This window comes from Achromobacter sp. SX5, assembly GCF_056711425.1.
The window spans coordinates 3,670,059-3,687,203 of sequence record NZ_CM160041.1; the positions used below are offsets into that span (position 1 = coordinate 3,670,059).

Consider the following 17,145-nt stretch of genomic DNA (forward strand, 5'->3'; position numbering starts at 1 on the left):
ATGAATCGCCCCGCCGAGCCTGCCGCCGCGCCGGCGGCCCCCAGATCCCCGACATCGCGCTCTTCATGGGGCGCGAGAGCCTGGCGCATCGTCCGCTTCACCTTTGAACGCGCCGGCGAAGAAAAACTGCTCCAGGTCACCTCCAGCCTCACCTTCACCACCGTGCTGGCCATCGTGCCGATGCTGGCCGTGGTGCTGTCGCTGTTCACCGCGTTTCCCGTGTTCCAGGAATTCCGCCTCGCGCTCGAGGACTTCCTGACCAACAGCCTGATGCCGCCGTCCGTTTCGGACAACATCATGGACTACCTGAACCAGTTCGCGCGCCAGGCCTCGCGCCTGACCGCCATCGGCGGCGTGTTCCTGCTGATCACGTCGCTGCTGCTGATCATGACCATCGACAAGGCGCTCAACGACATCTGGCACGTCACGCGCCAGCGTCCGCTGCGCCAGCGCGCGCTGGTCTACTGGGCACTCATCACGCTGGGGCCGGTGGTGGCCGGCGCCAGCCTGTGGGCCACCTCCTTCGTGGCGCGCGAGTCGCTGGGGCTGGTGCGCGACGTGCCGGAAATCGTCAGCGTGGCCATTTCCTTCATCCCGCTGGTCCTGACCGCGCTGGGATTCGCCGCGCTGTTCGTGGTGGTGCCGAACCGCGAAGTCCTGTGGCGCGACGCGCTGCTGGGCGGCTGCGTGACCGCGATCGCGCTGGAAATCATGAAATCGGCCTTCGCCTACTACCTGACGCGCTTTCCGACCTACACCGTCATCTACGGCGCCTTCGCCACCCTGCCCATCTTCCTGCTCTGGATCTACCTGTCTTGGCTGGCCGTGCTGCTGGGCGCCACGCTGGCCTCCAGCGCGCCGCTGGTCCGCCTGGGCCGCCGCAAGATCAACCGCTATGCCGGCGCCACCTTCGTCGACGCCCTGGACGCGCTGCGCGCGCTGCGCAAGGCGCAGGTCGGCGCGCAGCAGCGCGGCCTGCCGGCCAGCGTGCTGGCCTCGCAGCTGCGGCTGCACCAGGACGAGCTCAACGAAGTGCTGGAAACGCTGAGCGGCATGGGGCTGGCCACGCGCACGCCCGAGGACAACTGGGTGCTGACCTGCGACGCCCGCCAGACCTCGATGGCGCCTGTGGTGGACCATTTTCTGCTCGACCGCAACCAGTCCAGGGTGCGCAACGACCCGGAAATACTGCGGGTCGCGGCCGCCGTGTTTTCCGAACAAAATACGCCCACGCTGGAAGAAGTCTGCGGAGAAGCGCAAAATACTGAAAATGGAATCGCGCCAGTATTGCAGCTGGAAGCGAAAAAGAATTAGTAATCAGTATTCGGGCGTAGTCCGCCCAGGAGGAACCGATGTTGAAGGTCAGCGAGATTTTGCGCGTCAAGGGCGATACGCTCTATACGGCGTCGCCCGACATGCCTGTGTCCCAGGCCGTGCAAACGATGAGCGAGCAGGACATCGGCTCGCTCGTCATCATGGAGTTCGGCACCCTGACCGGCATGCTCACGTTCCGCGAGATCATCCGCCACATGCACGCGCATGGCGGCAACGCCGGGGAAACCACCATCCGCTCCATCATGGACGACGCGCCGGTCAGCGTCTCGCCCAATACCAGCGCCGAGGAAGTGCAGCGCCTGATGCTGGAAAAGCACGCGCGCTACATCCCGGTCATGGACGGCCCCACCCTGATGGGGGTGATTTCTTTCTACGACATGGCCCAGGCCATCGTGGCGGCCCAGCAGTTCGAAAACAACATGCTCAAGGCCTACATCCGCGACTGGCCCACCGAAAGCGCCGAACCGGCCAAGTCCTGATTGCGCCGGCGACGCCCGCCGCCGGTCAGGCTCCCGCCGGCGCCGCGACGCTCGCGGCGCCGCGCATATCCGGCGCATGCCGCTGGCTGCGCCAGGCCTCGTATATGAGTTCCGGCCGGTTTTCCGCCAGCAAGGCCGGGTCCGACAGCATGCGCCGCCACCGGCGCGCCCCCGATTGCCCGTTCACCAGGCCCAGCATGGGCCGCGTCATCACGCGCAGCGGCACGCCGCGCGCGACCTGGCGCGCGGCGTATTCGGTCATGGCGTCGACCACCTGCGCATCGCGGGGCAGCCGCAGGGACGGCCACAGCTGCAGGGAAATCTCGGACAGCACGCGTGGCGTATGCCAGGCGGCGCGGCCCAGCATGACCCCATCGAAATCGCCGGCGGCGCGCACCGATTGCTCGGCGTCGGCCAGGCCGCCGTTGAGCACGAAAGTGCAATCCGGAAAGTCGCGCTTGAGCTGGCGCACCACGTCGTAGCGCAGCGGCGGGATCTCGCGGTTGTCCTTGGGCGACAGGCCCTTGAGCACCGCATTGCGGGCATGGGCGATGAACACCCGGCATCCGGTGTCGTAGATCTTGCCGACGAAATCCCGAACGAATTCATAGGATTCGTCGTAATCCAGCCCGAGCCTGTGCTTGACAGTGACGGGAATGTCCACCGCGTCCTGCATGGCCTTCATGCAGTCGGCCACCAGCGCCGGCTCAGCCATCAGGCAGGCGCCGAAAGCGCCCTTCTGCACGCGCTCCGACGGGCAGCCGCAGTTCAGGTTGATTTCGTCGTAGCCCCATTTGCGGCCCAGCCGGGCCGACTGGGCCAGGGCGTCCGGCTCGCTGCCGCCCAGTTGCAAGGCCACGGGATGCTCGGCCTCGTCGAAATCCAGGTGGCGTTCGACATTGCCGTACAGCAGCGCGCCGGTGGTGATCATTTCCGTGTACAGGCGCGCGCGCGGCGCCAGCAGCCGATGGAAAAAACGGCAGTGGCGGTCGGTCACATCGATCATGGGGGCGACGCACAGCCGCCAGTCGGGGGAGTCCAAGAATCACTCTGCAAAACAAGGGGATGCGGTATTTTACGGTGCTTGGCCGGATTGTGTCCGGCAAGCGGCTTGCGGCTCCCGGACGCCCACGGCCGGGCCGATGCGGCGGGTGGTCTAAAATTGCGCCGCCGCACAGGCATGTCCTGGCCTTCCGTTAACCCCTGACTCCCGCATATCAATGGCCGTATTCACTCCCGTATCCGACGACGACGCGCGCAGCCTCCTGGCGCATTTCGACCTGGGCGAGTTCATTTCGCTGCGGGGGATCACGGCGGGCATCGAGAACACCAACTACTTCCTGTACACGAGCCGCGGCGAGTACGTCCTGACGCTGTTCGAGGTGCTGACGCAGGCCCAGCTGCCGTTCTATATCGAACTGATGTACCACCTGGCCGAGCGCGGCATCCCGGTGCCGCGCCCGCAGACCCTGCGCGACGGCACGCGCCTGACCACCCTGCACGGCAAGCCCTGCTCGATTGTTTCGCGCCTGCCCGGCGGCTACGAGCCGGCGCCCGGCGTCGCGCACTGCGCGCTGGCCGGCGCCACGCTGGCGCGCGCCCACCTGGCCGGCCGCGACTTCCCCCTGCAGCAGCCCAATCTGCGCGGGCTGTCGTGGTGGCTGGAAACCGCGCCCAAGGTCCTGCCCTTCCTGAAGCCCGCCCAGGCCGATCTGCTGCAGGCCGAGCTGGCCGCCCAGCAGGCCGCCGCCGCGACACCCGCCTGGCAGTCGCTGCCCGGCGGTCCGGCCCACTGCGACCTGTTCCGCGACAACGTGCTGTTCGCCGGCACCTTCGAAGACCCGCTCATGGGCGGCATCATCGATTTCTATTTCGCCGGCTGCGACACCTGGCTGTTCGACGTGGCGGTCAGCGTCAACGACTGGTGCATCGAGCGCGACACGGGCGAGTTCGTCCCCGAATTGGTAGCATCCTGGCTGGGCGCCTATGCCGCCGAGCGGCCGTTCACGGACGCCGAACGCGAGGCCTGGCCGCTGATGTTGCGCGCCGCCGCGCTGCGTTTCTGGATATCGCGGCTGTACGACTTTTTCCTGCCGCGGCCGGCGCAGACCCTCAAACCGCACGATCCGCGGCACTTCGAAAGAGTGTTGCAGGCGCGCCACCGGCCGGGGCTGCCCATATTGCCGTAACGGTCATGGCCCCCATAATGACGTATAGCGTCCCTTTTTGAGAGATTCCCCTTCTAGAGAGCCATGCAAGCAGCATTCCTCCCCGCGGCATCCGGCTGGCAATGGGTTCGAGACGGCTTCCGCCTGTTCCGCAAGCAACCCCTGGCCATGTTCACCTGGGCCATGGCCATCAGTCTCCTGGTCGTTTTCGCCACCGCAACGCCGCCTATCGGCCCAATTCTGGTCGTTGCGCTGATGCCCATCATTACCCTGATGACGCTCTCCGCATGCAAGCATGTCGAGGCCGACCGGGTCATGCTGCCCTCGATGTGGGGCAAGCCGCTGAAACAACCGGGGGTCTTCAGGAAGCTGTTCCTGATGGGATTGCTGTATGCCGCGCTGTGCATGGTGGCCGGCCTGGTGATTTTCCTGCCCTTCACGGATGCGATGGTCGAAGGCATGCGCATCGCCTCCGTCGAGAAAAGCATGGAGCCCATCCTGTCGGCGATGGCCTTGCCGCTGTCGTTGTTCGCCATCGTCTACGTCGTGATCGCCGCGCTCTTCTGGCACGCGCCGGTGCTGGTGGCCTGGCACGGGCTGCGCCTGGTCCAGGCGCTGTTCTTCTCGGGCATCGCCTGCTGGCGCAACAAGCTGCCGTTCCTGGTGTACGGCGCCACCTGGGTCCTGATCTTCCTGTTCATCGACCTCTGCGCCGGCCTGCTGGTGGCCATCGGGCTATCGCCGCAGTTTGCGGGCACGCTGCAGATCCCCTTCAATATCGCCGCCGGCGGTGTGCTGTATTGCAGCTTCTACCCCGCCTATACCTCCGTATTCGGCATCGAGAACGCCGGCGCGCATCTCAACGACGGCAACGGCGCCCAGGCATAAGGCCACGCGCCAGGGCGCCAGCGCCCGGCGCGCCCGCAGCACCCTTCCATCCGGCGCCACGAACGCCACGTCGATCGCGTAGCGCATGCCGAAGGTATGCACGCCCGCGCAGGGCGCCAGCAGAATGCCGCAGCGCGGCCCGGGCGGCCGGCGGCCCAACAGCCCCCGCAGGCGGGCGCTCCAGCGCGTGACTTTCAGCAACCTGAGGCGGCCCCGCGGCAAGGGCGTGGGCCTGCTCATTGCACGCCCTGCAGCAACTGGATCGCGATCGGAAACGCCAGCACGATGAAGGTGCACGGAAAAATGCAGGCGATCAGCGGCAGCAGCATTTTCACCGGCGCCTGCATGGCCAGTTGCTCGGCGCGCAGATGGCGGTCGCTGCGGCACTGCGCCGCCTGCGCCCGCAGCACCGGCCCCAGACTGATCCCCAAAGCCTCGGCCTGGGCCACCGCCGCGGCCCAGTTGCGCGCCAGCGGGCTGTCGCAGCGCTGCGCCAGGGCCTTGATCGCGGCGCTGCGGGACACGCCGGCCCGCATCTCCGCCAGGGCGTCGGCCAGCGCATCGCGCAAGGCGCCCGGCGGCCCGCTGCGCGCCGCCAGCTGCAAAGCCCCCTGCACGCTCAATCCGGCCTCCACGCACAGGGTCATCATGTCGAACACGAACGGCAGGTCCCGTTCGATGCTGCGACGCCGCTTGCGGCCCAGGTCGAGCAGCCAGAGCCAGGGCGCGGCGCCGGCCGCCAGCGCGGCCGCGGCTGTCCAGGCGGCCCATGCCCAGGGTCCCGCCTGCGTCAGGGCGGCCATGCCGGCCAACACCGTCGTTCCCGCGGCTACCGCCGCGCTCCAGCACAGCGCGGCCATGTGGGCGTAGCCTACGCCGGCCGGCAGCGCGGCCCGGTCGATGGCGCGCATCAGGCGCAGGCGCCAGCGCCAGGTGCACAGGCGCCCCGCCAGCGGCGCCGTGGCCGAGATCCACGGCCAGGCCGCCCGCCACCACCAGGGCAGCGTCGCTGCCGCCGCAAGGCCCTGGCGCAGCAACGGCTGCAGCAAGGCCCACGCCAGCCACGCCGCGCAACTGCCCGCCGTGAATAGTCCGAGATATAACCACACCCTGGCCTCCCTTCAGATATCGATGCGGATGATGCGCCGGATCAGCAGCACGCCGGCGGTCTCCAGCACCGCCACCACGGCCAGCACGGCCCAACCCATCGGCGTGCGCCACAGCAAGCCCATGACGTCAGGCTCCAGGCGATCGAGCACGGCCAGCAGCAGCATGGGCAGCGCGCCCACGATCCAGGCCTGCAGCCGGCCCTGCGAGGTCAGCGCCACCAGCTTGGCCTGCAATTGCAGCCTGGCGCGCAGCGTATGGGCGATGCTCTCCAGCGCCTCGGCCAGATTGCCCCCCGTCTGCGCGGCGATGCGCATGGCCGCCACCACCAGCGAAGTCGCTTCGGCGGGCATGCGGCCGAGCAGGTTTTCCAGGGCCGTGTCCCAGGGCACGCCCATGCGCTGTTCGCGCAGCATCAGTCCGAATTCCTGGGCCAGCGGCGCGCTGCTTTGCTCGACGACGTGGCGCAGGCCCGTGCCCAGCGCGACCCCGGCCCGCAGCGCCGAGGCCAGCATCAGCAGGGCCATGGGCAATTGCTGCTCGAAGCGGCGCGCCCGTCTGCGCCGCAGCGCGTCGATGAGCGCGCGCGGCATGCGCGAAGCCAGCGCCGCGGCCAGCGCGGCCGCGACGGCGCTGCCCGTCAGCGGCAGCACCAGGGCGGCGGCCAGGGCCGCGCACACCACCGCCCCGGCCCACAGCTGGGCCGGATCGATGAACAGGAATACTTCGCTCAGCTTCAGCCCGGCCTCGTGGGTGTAGACCTCGCGGTAGCGCCGCAGCGCGGGCGCGAACCAGCCCTGCGCGCGCCAGGCCAGCACGATGGCGCAGATCATTGCGCCCGCCGCGGCCAGCCAGATCACGGCAGGACCTGCGGATAGGCCGATGCGCCGGCCTCGCGCCCCGCCGCGTCGGAGAACCAGCGCGGATCGAAGCCGGCTGCGCTTTCACTCCATTCGCGCGCAAAGCCGGGCATGGCGCCGCAGCCGGCAAAGCCGTGGCGGCGGTCGTAGTGGAACAGCTCCTGCAACTGTATGCGCCCGCTTTCCATGCCGGTCACTTCGGTGATGGACATCACCGCCCGCTGCCCGTCGGCCAGCCTGGCCTGCTGCACCACGACGTCCACGCTGGCCGCGATGTGTTCGCGCACGGCCGACAGCGGCAGGTCCAGCCCGGCCATCAGGATCATGGATTCCAGCCGCCCCAGGGCGTCGCGGGCCGAGTTGGCGTGCAGCGTGGTCAACGAGCCCTCGTGCCCCGTATTCATTGCGGTCAGCATGTCGAAGGCCTCCGGCCCGCGACACTCGCCCACGACGATCCGGTCCGGCCGCATGCGCAGCGCGTTGCGCACGAGTTCGCGGATATCGATGCGCCCGCGCCCTTCCTGGTTGGCGGGCCGCGCCTCCAGCGCGACCAGATGCTCGTGGTTCAGGCACAACTCGGCGGCGTCCTCGATGGTGACGATGCGCTCGCCTTGCGGAATCTCGTTGGACAGAATATTGAGCAAGGTGGTCTTGCCCGAACCCGTGCCGCCGGAGACGACCAGGTTCTTGCGCGTGCGCACGCACAGCCCCAGGAACTGCGCCATCGCGTCGCTCAGGGACCCGGCCGCGATCAGGTCGGGCATGCGCGGGCGCTGCCGCGGAAACTTGCGTATGGTCAGGCTGGCGCCCTTCATCGCCACGGGCGGAATGATGGCGTGGACCCGCGAGCCGTCGGACAGGCGCGCATCCACCATGGGAGAGCTTTCGTCGATGCGCCGCCCCAGCGGCGTGACGATGCGCTCGATGGCCCAGCGCACCGACTGCTCGCTGGTGAAGGCGGCCGGATGGCGCGACAGCCGGCCGCCGCGCTCCACATAGATTTCGTCGTGGCGGTTGACCATGATCTCGGTGATATCGCCGGCGGCCAGCAGGGGCTCCAGCGGCCCCAGGCCGACGGCCTCGTCCAGCACCTCGCGGCACAGCGCCGCGCGGTCCGTGCCGGCGGCGAGGTCCAGGTCATCCGCGACGATCTGCGTGAGCAGCCGCTCGGCCTCGGCGCGCAGCATGGCGTCGCTCATGCCCGCCACGTCGCGCCGCCGCAGGTCCAGCGCTTCCAGCAGCGCCGCATGCAGGCGCCGGCGTTCGTGCAGCAGGTGCTGCGGCGGCCCGGGCAAGGGGTCGGCCTGCGCGCGACGCGGCGGCTCGGACGCGCAGGCGGCCGGCGCGGCCTGCGGCGGCGAGGCCAGCGACACGCGCAACCGGCACGGGCCGATCAGGATCTCGTCGCCGGGCAGCACGGGCGCATGGCGCACGATCCGCGCGCCATTGACCATGGTGCCGCCCAGCGTGCCCAGGTCCTCCAGCACGATGGCCGCGTCTTCGCGCAGCAGCCGCGCATGCTGGCGCCCCACGCGCCAGTTCGCGATGCGCAGGCCGCAATGCGCGCCCCGGCCGATGAGCAGCGGCGCGGCCGCCTGCAGCCTGCGCACGGCCGCATCCTCGAACGTCAGTTCTATGGCAAGCATGGTGTCACTCCTTCTTCTGCCCCACCCATTGGGAGCCGGCGCCCGTATAGGGGTCCCAGCCAGCGGCTGCGGCCGGCGCCGCGGTTCCCAGCCGGGGCGGCTCGGGAAACGCCGCATCGAGCGCATCGCGGCCGCGGCGCACGCGGTCGGCCATGGCCGGCTCGTTCTGCGAAATGATTTTGGGCGTGACGAATATCGCCAGCTCTGTTTCGCGCAGCTGGTAGCGGCGCGACGCGAACAGCGCGCCGAGGATGGGAATGTCCTGCAGCCCGGGCAGGCCGCTGACCTCGCTGGCGCGTTCGCGCGACAGAAAGCCGCCGATGACCAGCGTGCTGCCGGAACGGACGTTGAATTCGGTGGAGGCGCGGCGCGTGCGCAGCGCGGGCCCGCCCGGCACGCTGAGCGAGGCGTCCACCGAACTGGCCTCCACCTCGATGAGGGACCGGATCACGCCGTTGCGGTCGATGCGCGGCGTGATCCGCAGCGAAACGCCGTACGGCTTGAACAGCGTGGTGGAATTGCCGCGCGCATCCGTCGATGCGTAAGGGACTTCGCCGCCGGCCAGAAAGGTCGCGCTGGCGCCGCTGCGCGCGAGCAGCTGGGGCTGCGCCAGCATGACGGCCTCGCCGCTTTGCGCCAGGGCGGCCAGGCGGGCCGACAGCAGCGCATTGACGCCGAAGTAGCCGGCGGCCGCCGTGGCCGCGCCGGCGGTGGCGACCACGGCTTCACCCGGGCGGCTCATGCGCCCCAGCGAACCCGCGTCCCACGCCAGGGCGGCGTTGAGACCGCCCTGGCTCACGCCGGCCCAGCGCACGCCCATTTCCCTCAGCCTGGACGTGGGGATCTCGACCACTTGCACGTCCAGCAGCACCATGCGGTCCCATCCCACCTGCCCGGTGAAGTCCAGCACCGCGGGATAGCGCTCGGCCAGAGCGGCGATGCGCGCGCGGTCGTCGTCGGAGAGGTCGTCGCCTTCGATCACGATGCGCCCGCCCACTTCCGAACTGCGCGCGCCGGGAATACGCCCCAGCAGCTCGCGCACCTCGGCCCGCAACTGCGGCGCCCCCGCCGCGACGACCCGCAGTTCGTAGGCCCGGGGCTGCCCCCTGCCCGTCCAGACGTGCATGGACGACACGCCTTCGGCGCGCGCGAACACCACCACTTCGCGTCCCTCGGCCGCGACCGCCCCGACCACCTGGCCGTTGCCGATGGCCACCCGCCGCACGCCGGGGTGCGACAGCACCCGCGTTTCCCCCACCTGCAACTCCAGCACTTCGGCTTGCGCGTGCGCCGCCGCGCAGGCCAGGCACATCGCCAGCGCGGCCAGCGCCGCGAGCATGCGCGTCATGGCCGCTCCTCCCGCGTGTCCGTTGCGATGCCGGCCGCGGCGTCCCGCGGGAACCCGTCGGCCTGCGCGTCGAGCCGGTCGCCGTAGAGGATGGCCACGCCCGGCGCGGCCTTGGGTGCGGGGTCGAGTCCGATCAGGGCGGCCAGGTCGCTTTGCGGGCTGCGGGCCACCCGGGCCGCGTCGTCGCGATGGCGCAGCAGGGCCGTCAGGGCGCCGGCCTGGCGCGCCGCCACGAACCGCATGGCTTCCTCGGGGCTGGCCGCCAGCGTGACGTTGCCCGGGCTGCCGCCATCGCCGTCGTCCTCGCCCTGGCTGCCCACAGCAAGCACGCGCATGCCTTGCAGGACGGGCACGGTCAGCTCGCGCTGCCGGTGCGTGAAGCTGACGTAGATGTCGATCGCATCGCCGGCGCGCAGCATCTGCGCCAGCCCGCCCAGGTCCGCGGCGGCCACGCTCAGGGCGCGTTGCCCGGCCCGCAGCCGCGACGCCAGCGCGGGCGCCGGCGCATCGAAGCTGAGATAGGCGCGCAGCAGCGATTCGCCGCGGGCGACGTCGGACTGCAAGGTGGCGCCGAGTATGCCGTCGAGGTCCAGCGGGTCGATGCTGGCGCTTGACGCCCATTGCTCCGGAATGTCGCGCACGGCCAGGTGGGATTCGTCGAGCCGCGTGCCCGCCTGCAGGTCATGGGCCGCGACCAGCCGGCTGACCAGGGGCACGCGCGCTTCGGCCTCCAGCACCTGGATGCGTTGCTGCACGTGTTCACGCACCGCCCAGGCCGATACCAGCCCCGCGCCCAGCGCCAGCGCATACACGCCGCCGCGGCGCAGCCGCTGCCGCGCCTGGATGAGCCAGCTTTTCATGGTGTCCACCCGCTGGCCAGCAGCCCGCTGCCGGCGGCCAACGGCGCCAGCGAAATGCGCAGCCGCGCCGCCCCCTTGGTCCACCATTGCGGCGCGCCCGCGGCAGGCAGCGGACGCCAGCCGGCGCGCTTCAGGCCCTTGGCCACGCGCCGGGCCAGCCGCGCCGGCGGCTCGCCGTACTGCCAGATGCGCTCGGTGACCAGGACGCCGCCGTCGCGCACCGCGATGTCCAGCCGCAGCCTGCCGCCGGCCGGCAGCCATTGCGGCCTGGGCGGACCGGCCATTGCGCACGTGTCCGCCGCCGAAATGCTGCCCACGGTCCGCCGCGGCCCCAGGCCTTCCATCTGGACGATCCATTGCTCATGCCCGATGCGCCCGGACAGGATCGCCTGCCCGGGCAGCACGCGCAGATCGGCCAGGGCGGGCTGTTGGCCCGACAGGAAACGGACCAGATCGGAAACGCCCAGCGGCGCGTCGAACACCTGCACCCGCGCCGGCATGCCATGCAGCCACATCGCATCGGCCAGCGGTTCGCGGCGGGACCCGGCCGGCAGGCGCAGCGCCTCCAGCGCCGCCGGGCCCGCGCCCGCGGCCGGCGGCGGCCACATGCCCGCCGCGCAAGCCAGCGCGCCCGCCAGCGCCAGACGCAGGACGATCGAGGGCGCCGCGTTCATGGCCTGCCCTTCCCGCGCGCGCCGAGCCGACCGGCCGGCACCACGTCGGCCCAGTCGGACAGCCAGTCCAGCGACAGCCGCGGCCGCCCCCAGGGACCGTCCATCCGCTCGACGAGGCCGGACAGCCGCCGGGCCTGGACCAGCGAGGCCGCTTGCGCGCGCCGCCACGATTGCGGCGCCTGCCCGATGCGGCGCTGCGCGTCGGCGTCGCCGCAGGCGTAGCCGGCGCCGCTTGCCACATGCGTGCGGCGGGAGACCGGCAGCGCTTGCGGCCCGGCCTGGGCCTGCACGCTCAGCAATTGCAGGCCGGCCTCGAACCAGGCCTGTTGCAAACCGGCGAGGCGCGGCGCAGCGACCCCGTCCAGGGGCTCGGCCGCGCCGGAGAGATTCGCGCGCGCCGCGGCGCCATCCACGCCTGCCAGGGGTTGGCCCCGCGCGGCGGCCATGACGGCCTGGCGGCTGGCCTGGGCCATTTCCTGCGCCGCGTATTGCAGCCCGCCGATGCGCGTGACGGCCCACGCCAGGACGGCCAGCAGCGGCAGCATCAGCAGCGCTTCGATCATGGCCTGGCCGTGTTGCCGGTGCTGGCGCGGCGTCATGGCGCCTGCCTTGCGCCGGCCGCTTCCTGGGCGGTGACGGCGGACAGCCGCGCCTGCCAGTACGGCCGGAATAGCGTGGCGAGTTCGCCGCGCCCGTCGGCCCGTGCCTGCGGGCGGACGAAATAGGTTTCGGCGGCCGAGGTGACGGAGACCGCCCCGGCCCGGCCCAAGGCGGCGTAGGCGAACCGGCCCACGGGCGCGGCGACCGAGCTGCCCGCGTCCGTGGTTTTCAGGGCGGAGCCCGCCAGCCTGACCGACACCGCGAAACGCAGCGGCGCGCGGCCGCGGGCGGCGGCGACTTCGCGGTAGGCCGGCAGGCCCGTGGCGCCCCAGTGCTGGGCGTCGGCCATGGCGTATGAGTTGGCCAAGGGATTGGTCGCGCCCTCGAAGATATTCCAGGACGTGGAGAGTTCGACCCAGCGCCAGAAGTCCTGTTGGGAAAAATCCGGCGGCGGTTCGTCCACGTATTCCAGGCCCTCGGGCGCGCGGCTCTTGTCGCCCTGCGCCGTCGCCCAACCCATTGCATATTCGCGGTAATAGCATTTTTCTGGTTCCAACCTGTGCCACCAGATTCCAGCAGAAATTTCAAGCACATGATATAAAACGATTTTTTATACAAACCCGTACCAATCCAGATCAACCAAGCGCGAGCCGACTTGTACCCTGAAATGTACCCTGGAGTCCTTGCATGGCAATAAACGTCCTGAGCGACCGAAAGGTGGCCACCGCGAAACCGCGCGACAAGGAATACCTGCTGACTGATGGCGCCGGCCTGTCCCTGCGGATCCGACCTGACAATTCCCGCCTCTGGATCTTTCGCTACACGTCTGCCGCCGGCAAGCCGGCCAAGAAATCACTCGGCCCCTACCCCGAGGTGTCGCTACAAGAGGCCAGGCAGAAAGCCACCCAAATGCGCCAGCAGTTGCAGAAGGGGATCGATCCGGGCTCCAAGGTGGAAGGCCGGCCTGAAACAGTGCAGGCGCTGTTCAACACGTGGGTCGAGGATTCGCTGTCGAACCGCCGCAATGCCAAGGGCGTCTACGCTTGCAAATCCCGCATGGGTCGGCATGTTTTGGCGGCCGCAGGCCAGGATCGCATCGCCTCGCTGACCAAGGGCAGAATCCTGGATCTGCTTGCGCCGCTCGTGCGCGCTGGCAAAGGACCGCAGGCCAATTGCGTCCTCATCGACATCAAGCAGATGCTGGCCTATGCCGCCGAGCGTGAATGGATCGAGGCGAACCCCGCGGCACTCATCAAAAAGACGTCGGTGGGCGGCAAGGACGTGGTGCGCGATCGCGTGCTGGACGCGGGCGAAATCAAGATGCTACGCGACAAGCTGCTGGAGGCCACCGGCATGACCTTGTACGCACAGGCCGCATACTGGATCGCACTGTCGACTATGGCGCGCGCCGGGGAGATTGCGGCGGTGCGGGAAAGCGAGATTGATTGGGACGCCCAGGAATGGACAATCCCCGCCGCGAAGAACAAGTCCAATAGGGAGCACACAATACAGCTGTCGGACTTCGCGTTCTACTGGCTGTCGGTCCTGCGCGAACAACCGCGACCTGGCGACTATCTGATCCCAGGCAAGGCCGGCGTAGGCCACGTCTCGTACCGGGCTTTCAGCCATCAGGCGACCATGCGCCAGCAGAGCAACAGCAAGCTCCAAGGCCTCGGGGTGCGCGGAGAGCTTTCGTTGCCTGGCGGCCCGTGGACCACGCATGACCTGCGCCGCACCGGCGCGACCATCATGGGCGAACTGGGCGTGGCCGAGAACGTTGTGGAGAAGTGCCTGAACCACGCCGAGCAAACGCAGTTGGTGAAGGTCTACCAGCGCCAGAAGATGCTGCCGCAGCGCCGGGAGGCGTTCGACATGCTGGGCGCGCACCTGACCAAGCTGGTCGGCGACCCAAATAATTGGGGGCCGGTTAAGCTGAAGCCTGGACGTCCCAAAGTTGTCCCGCTGCGCGCCGCGTCCTGATCCCATACTGGCCCTTCCAACTGGCCAGGAGAACCCCGATGTGGGGTCGCATTGTCCAAACTCTCGAGGTTGCACACTATGCTTACGCCAAGGGGCCTTGCCGACCTCGCATAAATGCAGCGACCTTCTCCTTCAACAAAGTCGCGTCGTATGTTGCATTGCTGACTGCGCTTTGCAAGACCATCCTTCTGATGTCGGTTGGAAATTCATGCCAGATACTGAGGCTCGCAGCCCCAAGACAGGCAATAACTCGTCGCTCGCCTTCGTCAAGCACTGCTGGATCCAACACCTCAGCAGACTTAGGCAATTGCAAACCACCTTCATTGAGCCAACGCTCGATGTCCGAACTATCGCGATAGTGGTTCATGCTCATTCTCCACAGAACGGCCCTAGGCAATTGGGCCCTCGATTTGCGCCTCCTCTACTCAAGGACTGTGACATGGCGCCTCCTAGACGACTGAATAAATTCAGTGTACGGCAGGTGCCGCCACGGGTCTTACGCTTGTTTCAATTCATTTGTAGGTACTGCGTACCATTGGGCGTACTGTGAGTACGTGGCACTCGCCACGACAACTCAAGAGGTACACATCATGACATTTCCCACTCGCTTCAGCGCAACTGGCCCCCCCACCCAACCTGGTCAAGATGACCAAGCCAACAAGCAGCAAGAGCAGCAGAATCAGGAAAAAAAAGAAGAAGCCGCGCGCAAACAACAGGCGCAGAATGATCCGATGAAGCAACGCACCCCTCAGTAGCGTATCGCACGCTTTCGGTCTACCTTCCACGGAAAATGCGGCAATCTCGCTGCTACCGGATGAACGAAAGTTTGTGAGCAGACGCTGACTCGTCGCATGCTTGCGCGAGCCAGCGTTGTCGTGGACCGATCCCGATCCACCATATCTCCGCTCTGATTGAAGGCCCCGCTAGAGGCCTACTACTCCCAGAATCAAAATTCAGATCCTGCCGGCTAACTCGCTATGTCGTGGCGACGCCGCGCTTCGATTCCTTTAGGCCGTCACATCATGATGAAGCTTGTTAGTACATCATTTGCGCGCGTGATCACCGCTTGCAGAAAGTTTCTCCCACAGACGACATCGTTTCATCACCACGGTGGCCGCCGAGAACGTCAACCGATTCCACACTCAGCGACCGTTTCTCCCTGGAGGGTGTACAGGATCTACGCCCGGCCTGGCCACTTGTTCCTTCGGAACGAGCAAGGCAAAATTTTTGACTTCGGCGTCATGAAAGGGGCTGAGCCCAATCTAGCCTACCGGCTTTTCGTGAGAGGCCTGAGCGGCCAAGGATTCGCTTCTCGGACTCAGCTACTCGATGACATCACTCGTCGTCTTGAAGCCGAAGAAATTGCGGGCGAGCTGCTTGACCTGCCCGAATGTACTGCCGGGAAAGGCATCGATTTGGACCGCGGTACGCACGTCGACGTTTCCATGAAACTGGCTGGATAACCGCGGCGGTTGGCCCCCCGCCTAGCGCGGCCAGCCAGTCCCCCCTTCGCGCCGTAACGGGCACCACTCCCTATCCTGTCAAGTCCGGCCCCCTTCATCTCCAACCCGATACCTTACGGCATATTACCGATTGCCCTCTGGGGCCCCCTTTGCCTAGAATCGTTGACCAATAAAAGGGCGTCCCCAATAGGCTGGACTCCACGCTGGGCGACGTCTACCACATGGGAGATAGACATATGCCTGGCACGCGGCTGTCTGACGTCATTGTGAAGATGCCTGATCGATCCACGTGCCGCGTCGAGCGGCGACTGGTGATAAAGCGAAGCCCCGAGACTGCTCCGAGCACACAGTACGTTTGCACCCTTGCCACGGGCGAGACAGTGAAATGGCTGTCCGGCGGCAAATACCGCATGCCAGACGGCTCGGTGGCAGTCGCTGTTGCCCATAAAAAACCCGGGACGTTACGCGTCTGCGCATCAGCGGCGGTCGCTCACATCAGTCTTCCAAACCGATGAGCGTCGGTACGCTTCGGCGCGCGCCAGTGTTCGATAGACAGCCGCGCCCACGTCAATAAAACGGGTAAATTCTTCCGCTTCCAGCTTGTGCCGGACGTCCCAGAGGCAGCCGGCGTAGTCGCCAAGCACATCCGCCCAGTCTCCAAAATCGCCCAGCTGTACCGACCTGGTGAGTATCTGCGCTAATAGGTCTTCCTTTTCCATGCGAGCCTCGCGAGCCGCGCCGTCACGTCGCGGACGTCATGCGCAAGTATCATTCCCAAAACCCAAGGTGATTCGGCGGTACAGCGGTGCTAGCGCAGCCGCGCCTGACACGCCTCCAGCTGCGCCGTCAGCCGCCGAATTCCGGCTCGTAGGGCGAAATAATCCGATCGAGCAGCTGGATCAAGTTCGGCGCGGGCTCCATGATCCACGCTGGCGGAGGTGCCGGTTTCGGGCACTCCACCGCTGGCGGCGGGGCAGGCGGCACGGACGTGCAGCCGCTGGCGCCCAGCATCAACATCAGCCCGCAGGCCGTCATCTTCGATTTGCGCACTGCGCAGCCCTCCATACGCGGCCCACTCGGCGCGCGCGTTTCGTTCGTTGATCTGCCCCACCTCGGCGTAGCGCCGCTGCAGGATCTCACGCGCCTGGCGCTGAGCTTCCGCCACACGGTTAGATTCATCGGCACGCATCGCGGCGATGTCCGCGCCGTAGCGCCAGCCCTGCGCGGTCCAGGCCGTGGCGCCTGCGATCAGACCGCCGGCCAGCGCTGCAGCCGCGTAGCCGCGCCACCCTGCCAGCGCGCTGGCCAACTTCACGCCGGCGGCCATCATGCCGGCGCCTTCCAGCCGCGGGGCAGCTGAAAATGGGGGCCGTCTTTCAGCGTGCGCCAGTCCCCGCCCCACTCCACCGGCGTGCCCAGTTCGGCGGCGCAGGCCTTGACCACGTCGGCCAGGTCGGCGAAGGCCTGCCAGCGGTCCCACGGTATTGCCCCGCCCACCAGCGGCGCGAGGTCCACGGCGCGCCCGTAGCCGTCGGGCTGCCGCAGGTGCAGGCTGTTCTGCGTCTGGCTGGCCCCCTTGGCCACCAGCTCGCGCTGGCGCTCGGCCGTGCGCAGGCCCTCGACCACGGTGAAGTCCACAGGCGTGCGCTGGATCGCCAGCTTGACGACGTCGACAAGGCGCGGATGTACGCCCTCCAGGCGCTGCAGGCTGCGCGCCGACAAAGTGAATTCCGGCAT

Annotated in this window: 20 protein-coding genes and 1 pseudogene; 7 read left to right on the plus strand and 14 right to left on the minus strand. The window is 68.0% G+C overall.

Features of this window, described 5'->3' with window-relative positions; genetic code table 11:
• Both AC1M14_RS17180 and AC1M14_RS17185 read left to right on the plus strand, forming a co-directional pair.
• Entirely contained in the window at positions 1–1,314 is a 1,314-nt protein-coding gene (locus tag AC1M14_RS17180) for a YihY family inner membrane protein (protein ID WP_102771689.1), read from the plus strand.
• Between the two features lie 38 nt (positions 1,315–1,352).
• The gene (locus tag AC1M14_RS17185) at positions 1,353–1,814 is read left to right on the plus strand and encodes a CBS domain-containing protein (RefSeq protein WP_102771690.1); all 462 of its coding nucleotides are present in this window, start codon (positions 1,353–1,355) and stop codon (positions 1,812–1,814) included.
• A 25-nt stretch (positions 1,815–1,839) separates the two neighbouring features.
• On the opposite strand, the gene dusA is transcribed toward AC1M14_RS17185, so the two are convergent.
• The gene (gene dusA / locus AC1M14_RS17190) at positions 1,840–2,820 is read right to left on the minus strand and encodes a tRNA dihydrouridine(20/20a) synthase DusA (protein ID WP_479731816.1); all 981 of its coding nucleotides are present in this window, start codon (positions 2,818–2,820) and stop codon (positions 1,840–1,842) included.
• Positions 2,821–3,034: 214 nt separating this feature from the next.
• Between dusA and AC1M14_RS17195 the strand changes: the two genes are divergently transcribed.
• A complete protein-coding gene (locus AC1M14_RS17195; protein WP_479730111.1) occupies positions 3,035–4,003 on the plus strand; it encodes a homoserine kinase in 969 nt (322 codons plus the stop codon).
• Between the two features lie 63 nt (positions 4,004–4,066).
• On the plus strand, positions 4,067–4,870 hold the full coding sequence (locus AC1M14_RS17200; protein ID WP_246842574.1) for a BPSS1780 family membrane protein: 804 nt from the start codon (positions 4,067–4,069) through the stop codon (positions 4,868–4,870).
• A gap of 9 nt (positions 4,871–4,879) precedes the next feature.
• On the opposite strand, the pseudogene AC1M14_RS17205 reads toward AC1M14_RS17200, so the two are convergent.
• From AC1M14_RS17205 to AC1M14_RS17245, 9 genes and pseudogenes are all read right to left on the minus strand, one after another.
• Positions 4,880–5,110, minus strand: a pseudogene (locus tag AC1M14_RS17205) (DUF192 domain-containing protein); the annotation flags it as partial.
• Entirely contained in the window at positions 5,107–5,979 is an 873-nt protein-coding gene (locus tag AC1M14_RS17210; protein WP_479730112.1) for a type II secretion system F family protein, read from the minus strand. The pseudogene AC1M14_RS17205 and the gene AC1M14_RS17210, both read right to left, overlap by 4 nt.
• A 12-nt stretch (positions 5,980–5,991) precedes the next feature.
• Entirely contained in the window at positions 5,992–6,837 is an 846-nt protein-coding gene (locus AC1M14_RS17215) for a type II secretion system F family protein (RefSeq protein WP_479730113.1), read from the minus strand.
• Entirely contained in the window at positions 6,834–8,483 is a 1,650-nt protein-coding gene (locus AC1M14_RS17220; RefSeq protein ID WP_479730114.1) for a TadA family conjugal transfer-associated ATPase, read from the minus strand. The genes AC1M14_RS17215 and AC1M14_RS17220 overlap by 4 nt, the downstream gene beginning before the upstream one ends.
• Positions 8,484–8,487: 4 nt before the next feature.
• Positions 8,488–9,831: a type II and III secretion system protein family protein gene (locus AC1M14_RS17225; RefSeq protein WP_111827264.1), complete on the minus strand. Its 1,344-nt coding sequence runs from the start codon at positions 9,829–9,831 to the stop codon at positions 8,488–8,490.
• Positions 9,828–10,691, minus strand: a complete 864-nt coding sequence (gene cpaB / locus AC1M14_RS17230; protein ID WP_102771877.1) for a Flp pilus assembly protein CpaB — start codon at positions 10,689–10,691, stop codon at positions 9,828–9,830. The genes AC1M14_RS17225 and cpaB overlap by 4 nt, the downstream gene beginning before the upstream one ends.
• Positions 10,688–11,365 carry a hypothetical protein gene (locus AC1M14_RS17235; protein WP_479730115.1) on the minus strand — a complete coding sequence of 226 codons (678 nt, stop codon included), beginning with the start codon at positions 11,363–11,365 and terminating at the stop codon, positions 10,688–10,690. The genes cpaB and AC1M14_RS17235 overlap by 4 nt, the downstream gene beginning before the upstream one ends.
• Positions 11,362–11,964, minus strand: coding sequence for a pilus assembly protein (locus AC1M14_RS17240; RefSeq protein WP_479730116.1), 603 nt, complete (start codon positions 11,962–11,964; stop codon positions 11,362–11,364). The genes AC1M14_RS17235 and AC1M14_RS17240 overlap by 4 nt, the downstream gene beginning before the upstream one ends.
• The gene (locus AC1M14_RS17245; protein ID WP_479730117.1) at positions 11,961–12,485 is read right to left on the minus strand and encodes a hypothetical protein; all 525 of its coding nucleotides are present in this window, start codon (positions 12,483–12,485) and stop codon (positions 11,961–11,963) included. Before AC1M14_RS17245 ends, AC1M14_RS17240 begins: the two co-directional genes overlap by 4 nt.
• A 167-nt stretch (positions 12,486–12,652) precedes the next feature.
• On the opposite strand from AC1M14_RS17245, the gene AC1M14_RS17250 reads away from it, so the two are divergent.
• A complete protein-coding gene (locus tag AC1M14_RS17250; protein WP_102771700.1) occupies positions 12,653–13,945 on the plus strand; it encodes a tyrosine-type recombinase/integrase in 1,293 nt (430 codons plus the stop codon).
• Positions 13,946–14,027: 82 nt separating this feature from the next.
• Here AC1M14_RS17250 and AC1M14_RS17255 read toward each other — a convergent pair whose 3' ends face one another.
• Positions 14,028–14,312 (minus strand): hypothetical protein, encoded by a 285-nt coding sequence (locus AC1M14_RS17255; protein ID WP_102771701.1) that lies wholly within the window; start codon positions 14,310–14,312, stop codon positions 14,028–14,030.
• Positions 14,313–14,535: 223 nt separating this feature from the next.
• On the opposite strand from AC1M14_RS17255, the gene AC1M14_RS17260 reads away from it, so the two are divergent.
• Both AC1M14_RS17260 and AC1M14_RS17265 read left to right on the plus strand, forming a co-directional pair.
• Positions 14,536–14,700 carry a hypothetical protein gene (locus AC1M14_RS17260; RefSeq protein WP_181390888.1) on the plus strand — a complete coding sequence of 55 codons (165 nt, stop codon included), beginning with the start codon at positions 14,536–14,538 and terminating at the stop codon, positions 14,698–14,700.
• A gap of 270 nt (positions 14,701–14,970) precedes the next feature.
• Positions 14,971–15,408 (plus strand): hypothetical protein, encoded by a 438-nt coding sequence (locus tag AC1M14_RS17265; RefSeq protein WP_102771878.1) that lies wholly within the window; start codon positions 14,971–14,973, stop codon positions 15,406–15,408.
• A gap of 476 nt (positions 15,409–15,884) precedes the next feature.
• Here AC1M14_RS17265 and AC1M14_RS17270 read toward each other — a convergent pair whose 3' ends face one another.
• The 3 genes from AC1M14_RS17270 to AC1M14_RS17280 form a co-directional block, all read right to left on the minus strand.
• Complete coding sequence (locus tag AC1M14_RS17270) at positions 15,885–16,127, minus strand: DNA-3-methyladenine glycosylase (RefSeq protein ID WP_102771702.1); 243 nt, start codon at positions 16,125–16,127, stop codon at positions 15,885–15,887.
• Positions 16,128–16,216: 89 nt separating this feature from the next.
• A complete protein-coding gene (locus tag AC1M14_RS17275; protein ID WP_258231337.1) occupies positions 16,217–16,738 on the minus strand; it encodes a lysis protein in 522 nt (173 codons plus the stop codon).
• A complete protein-coding gene (locus AC1M14_RS17280; protein WP_479730118.1) occupies positions 16,735–17,145 on the minus strand; it encodes a M15 family metallopeptidase in 411 nt (136 codons plus the stop codon). The genes AC1M14_RS17275 and AC1M14_RS17280 overlap by 4 nt, the downstream gene beginning before the upstream one ends.